The sequence below is a fragment of the Pseudomonas sp. SG-MS2 genome, from assembly GCF_009933855.1.
Taxonomy (GTDB): Bacteria; Pseudomonadota; Gammaproteobacteria; order Pseudomonadales; family Pseudomonadaceae; genus Aquipseudomonas; species Aquipseudomonas putida_E.
This window is the reverse complement of record NZ_MOMO01000256.1, coordinates 1-5,441: the sequence shown is the minus strand read 5'-3', so window position 1 is coordinate 5,441 and position 5,441 is coordinate 1. Positions and strand designations below refer to the sequence as shown.

Sequence of the window (5,441 nt, the reverse complement as noted above, 5' to 3'; positions counted from 1 at the left end):
CCCGCGCCGCACAGGCCTTCGACATCGAACTCCATCATGCGCTGGGCAACGAACTGGATCATTTGCTTGAGCAGATCAGCGTCTGCCCCTTTCTCAACCAACTCGGTCAATGCGATAGTGGGCTTGGTCATCGTGGTTTCTCTGGTGAGTGTTTGGTCTTCGCAAACTCAACGTTAGCCAAGAACCACGATGACCATCCTCTTTCGCCCGCAGGGCGCCTTCGGCTGGTTCAGTTACACCACTTCCCGGGACACGATCGCTTTGACAGGCCGCGACGGTATTATGCATACGGCTTGCCTTCAATGGCGGCTGTACGTGCGGGCACGCTTGCGTGCGCCGGAACTTGCATAGTCCGCCGGCCTGTCAACCCATGTACAGCTGCCACCCTTCTGTTTGACAGCGGATAGGTGTCCGCCTGTGCTATCGCCCAGTCAGGCACATCCCATTCAGCTCGGGAGCGCTCTCCGCTAACAAGTGCACAGGGATAGAAGAAAATACCGTCTTCAATGCATCGTGGTAGTGATCACCTCCGGTCTCGATCAATACTGATCGGGCCATGGCTTGCAATGTGCTGGAGGGCTGATGAGCCAACCAAGTCGCAGCGACCTCTTTTTTTGCATTGACGCATGCACTGAGGGTGAACATGCAATGAGCTGGCCAGTGACCCAGTCTGAACGCAGCACTCACGTCCTGAGTGAGATTTGTGGAGGCGTGGTTTGCGGATCCACTTCTGGCCGTTTGTTTTCTGTGGTGAGGGGCAGCTTCGGGTCGAAAGCGCAATTCACTACCTGCCAAAAGGCAGGCTCGAAAACGGCCACACATGAGTGACCTTTTCCGGGCTATGCCGAACGCCTGCTCGCGCCAGGCTCGCTGAGCCAATCACAGCGGGCCCTTCCACAACGCAACCTAACTAGAATTCAGGCGTGTATTTCACACTGAACATCACGTTGCGCGGGTCACCATAGTAGTTGTTGTAGTCAATGGTGTTGTAAGCCGGCACGTAATACTTCTTGTCCAGCAGGTTGTTCAGGTTCGCCGCCAAGGTGACTTCGTCGCTGACTTTGTACGCCACCCGCGCATCCCACACCGCATAGCCCGGCAGGTCGAACACGTGGTCGTAGGAGGTGGTGCCGGTGACCGCCGTGGTCCCGAGGCCCACCGAAGTGCGGCTCCAGTCACCCGGCAAGGTGTAGTCGGCCCACAGCTTGAACTGATGCTTTGGCGTCCAGGTGCTGTACACCTTGTCCTTGTAGTCTCCATCTTCCAAATAGCGTGTGGTGTTGTAGACGTAGCCGGCCATCACCTGCAGACCACTCAGTACCTCGCCGCTGACCTGCGCTTCCAGGCCCTGGCTGCGCACCTTGCCCGAGGCCGTGGAGCAATACCAGCCATCGCAGTCCATAGGGCCGCTGCGGTTGAGCACCGCGCGGTGCTCTTGGTCATAGCGAAACAGTGCAATCGAAGTGTTCAGCGCACCATCGAACAGCTCACCTTTGAGACCCAGTTCATAGTTGCTGCCAATGATCGGCTCGACCACCGAGCCCGACACCGTGCGCGCGGTCTGTGGCTGGAACACGTCAGTGTAGCTGGCGTAGATCGACCACTGTTTGTCCAGCGCATACACCAGCCCCGCATAGGGCGATACTTTGCCGCTGCTGCTGGTGGTGGACTCACTGTAACCGCTGTGGTCAAAGAATTCGGCGGCGTAGCTGAAGTCGTACCAACTGGTGCGGGCACCGAGAATAAGCTTCAGCGGGTCGGTCAGATTGATCGACCAGCGCGTATAGAAACCCTTCTGCTCTACCTGGTACTCGGTCAACTGGCCACGGCCGCGGCTGGCCAGTTCGTAGATGTTCGGCATCGGTCGATGATGATCGACGTTCGACGAGTCCGCACCGAAGGTGGGTGCCCGTGCCCAGCGGTCATCAGTGTTGATGCGTGAGTAGTTGGCGCCAATCAGGAAGGTCTGCTCGAAGCCAAAACCGGTGAAGCTGCCATCCAGGTAAAGGTCCAGGCCCTTGCTGTGGGTGGTGAAATCAGTGCTCCAGTCTATATAGGTGTTATCTGTAGAACCATTGGCCGGCAGGGCATCCCACAGCGCCTGGTAGGTGGCACCATTGTGTTCGCTTATATACACGCCGGCAGCCTTTAGCCGCCAATTGTTGCTCAGCCGATAGGTGGCATCCAGGAACACGCTGGTCTGGTCATTCTCGGCTCGGTTCCAGTCGGCGCCGACATAGGTCGAGCGCGACCAGTCCGGGTTGCCTCCGTCGGCGTAGCGCGGCAAGCCGAGCATGGCTGGACGAGAGTGGCCCTTCTGGTTGGCAACGCCCAGGCCAACCGTAAGGTCGGGCGTGAAATCGTAGTCGACTGCACCATAGACAGTCTGGTTCCAGCCACGCACGTAGTCGATGAACGAGCCGCTGTCATTTTGGCTGATAACGGTGCGTGCACGCAGGGTGCCCTCGGCGTTCAGCGGACCGCCGGCGTCCAACTGCAGGCCGTAGCTGTCCCAGGAGCCGGCCTTGCCAGTGAGGCTGACAGTGGCCTTTTCCTGACCACGCTTGCGCACCAGGTTCATCGCCCCGCCCGGGCTGTCGCCACCTTGCAGCAGCGCGGCCGGGCCCCGCAGCACTTCGACGCGGTCGTAGAAACTCAGATCTTCGGTCAGATAGCTGCCCAGCGAGTAAGTGTTGCGCGGTACAGGCACGCCATCGTACTGCAGCGTGTCGATGCTGAAGCCGCGGGAGTAGATGAACAACCCCGAACCTGGTGACTTGGTAGCGGTCAGGCCAGGCGTTCGGCTGACCAGATCGGAGATGGTCTGGGTGTTCTGGTCATCCATCTGCTGGCGAGTCATGACGGTGACTGACTGCGGGATGTCCTTTAGGCTCTGCACGCCCTTGCCCAAGGTCACGGCGCCGGAGGTGTAAGAATGGCTGCCCTCGGTTGTAGTCAGTGGGGCGCGGCCGATGACACTGGAGGCCTCCAACTCCAGCGCGCCGTTGCCGGGCTCGCTTGGCAGGGCGATCAGAAACTGGCCGTCGGCAGTCTGGCCGAGGGTCAGGTTGCTGCCAGCGATCAGTTGGCGCAGGGCCTGCTCGACGCTCAACTGCTGGTGCAACGCCGGCGCCTGCACGGCGTGGGCGGCGTCTGTGTTGAAAAGGATACGGGTGCCAGTCTGTCGGGCCAGGGCGCTGATCGATTGGTCCAGCGGCTGCGCAGGCAGGTCGATGCGGTAGTGTGCCTGTTCAGCTTGCAAGGGGCCGGCTGCCAGGAAACCAAAAGTCGCCAGGAACATCGTCTGGCGCAGCGGGTAGACAAAGAGCGTCATGGAATCCCTATCGAAATGTAATGAGAATGAGTTTCATAGGGATTGGCGTTTGTGCCATGGCGAACTTTGATGTGTGGCTGAAAATAATTATCAGTGACGCACAACTACCTTCACCACACCGCCATCTTCGCGGTGCACGGTTACCGGAGCCAGCCGGGGTAGCGTGTCGATCAGCTGTTCGACGTTGCCAGTCAGGAACTCGCCGCTTAGTCGATACGCCCCAGCGGGTGCACCTTCCAGTTGAATAGGCGCGGCGCGATGGCGCCGTAGTTGAGCGACAACCACGTCCAGCGGCGTGCCGTCGAAGTGGAACAGGTCACGCCGCCATGCCTCCAGTTCACCGGGCCTCGTCGCTTCGATCGGGCCAAGGGCCAGCGGGCTGGCGAGCAACTGCTCCTTGGCGGTGAGCTGCCTGCGGGCCTCGCCGTTGTCCACTTCCACCGCACCCTCCAGAACAGCCACCCGCACACCGCGCAGGTCGCTGCGCACATCGAACACCGTGCCGATGTCGCGCACTGCCACACCTTGGCTGCGCACGATGAAGGGCTTGGGTTGATGTGCCACGCTGAACAGACCTTCGCCGTCGAGCAGCTCGAACTGCCGGCTGCGCAGGCGGTACTCGATGCGCAGCACGCTACCGGCGTCCAGCTCGATTCGGCTGCCGTCACTCAGGTGCAGCACTTCGCGTCCACTGCTGGCGACTTCGATCTGGCGGTAGCCGAGCGCCGGGTCGGCCAGCCAGGCCCAGCCGGCCAGAGCCAGCAGCAAGGCTGTGCCGGCAGCCTTGCGCCGACGACTGGCATTGCGTGTGCTCTGCGCCCTGGCTTCGGCCAGCAGGGCTTCGCGACTGGGCACCAGGGCGCGCAGCGACTTGGCGTAAGGCTCTAGGTCATCAGAACTGATGGGGGCGGTGGGTGGGGTTTTGCGTTGCAATGGTCAGGTCTCCGGCTGCCAGCGCTGCGCAAGGGTGCGCATGGCCCGCATGAAGTGCTGGGCGACCATGTTGACGGAAATGCCTAGCTCGTTTGCGATGTCATGTTGAGGCATGCCGTGGATGCGGTGCAGAAGAAACACGTGGCGCTGGCGCGCTGGCAACGACTCGATCACCGCCAGCAACGCCTTCAGGCGCTGTTCGAACTCCAGTGCCAGCGCGCCGTCGAGGTCGTCGCGATGCTGCTCGACCACGGCTATCTGGCTCTGCATGTACAACGAGCGGGTGCTTTCGGCGCGGCGCCGATCAATGGCGCGGTTGAGCGTGGCACGGCGCAGAAAGGCGATGGGTACGCTGATGGCCTTGACCGGTGGTTTTTCCAGGATCTGCACGCAAACATCATGGACCACGTCACGGGCGAAATGCTGGTTGGAAAAGCGTCGACGGATATGCTCGACCAGATCGTCATAGTGCAAGGCCAAGGCTTGCAAGAGATCGTTGTCAGTCGAGGCCATGACGGCATCCAATTGATAGTGAATATCATTTATATCATGCAGTTCCCAGATCGGGCAAATTGATCTGAAGCTGGCCATCCAGCGCACAGTCCAGCAGGCGCTTGGCCAGAACGATTGGATCAAATTGACGTTACGATCAGCACTGAAAAATGAGGTCGCAAATCATGCTGGCGTTGGCACAACTACCGCATGCGTGGTCTCCAGCGATGTAGAGAGGTCACCGGCGAGCGAACTCGGCATCAGCAGCTTGCATCAAGGCCAAGGCTAGGCCTCGGCGGCGGTAGGCCGGCTGGTCAAGGTCCAAGAGCTTGAATCCATAATACCGACCGTCACCGAGCCGCTCCTCCAGCCATCGGTGAAAGTGCTGAGCCATGACCTGTGGTGTTTCAAGACTCCGCCCACTTCAAGAAACATTTCCTGACGGTGCGGGCAGACCAGCTCTGAGTCAGAGGGACCGTGAGGCCGACACTCCAGCCTGGGAAATCCTTCACATACTTGTGTTTCGATCATCGCTTTCCCAGCATCAGTAACATCGATTCATCGCGAGACTGGTTGACATAGACCGATCAACACCTCTGCATCTTGAGCGCTGGAAACATCAAGAAATCAGATTTTCCCTCTTCCTTGTAGTCCATTTCCCAAACATACTCTCGCCGCACTT

Annotated in this window: 3 protein-coding genes and 1 pseudogene; all 4 read right to left on the bottom strand. The window is 59.8% G+C overall.

The features are described 5' to 3' along the window. Window positions 1–131 (bottom strand): annotated as a pseudogene (locus BLX42_RS24025) (IS256 family transposase); the annotation flags it as partial. Between the two features lie 779 nt (window positions 132–910). Then, on the bottom strand, window positions 911–3,334 hold the full coding sequence (locus tag BLX42_RS24020; RefSeq protein WP_161872819.1) for a TonB-dependent receptor: 2,424 nt from the start codon (window positions 3,332–3,334) through the stop codon (window positions 911–913). 90 nt (window positions 3,335–3,424) lie between these two features. Next, window positions 3,425–4,267 carry a FecR family protein gene (locus tag BLX42_RS24015; RefSeq protein WP_177010495.1) on the bottom strand — a complete coding sequence of 281 codons (843 nt, stop codon included), beginning with the start codon at window positions 4,265–4,267 and terminating at the stop codon, window positions 3,425–3,427. A gap of 3 nt (window positions 4,268–4,270) precedes the next feature. Continuing rightward, window positions 4,271–4,780: an RNA polymerase sigma factor gene (locus BLX42_RS24010; protein ID WP_174141846.1), complete on the bottom strand. Its 510-nt coding sequence runs from the start codon at window positions 4,778–4,780 to the stop codon at window positions 4,271–4,273. Window positions 4,781–5,441: the final 661 nt, after the last annotated feature.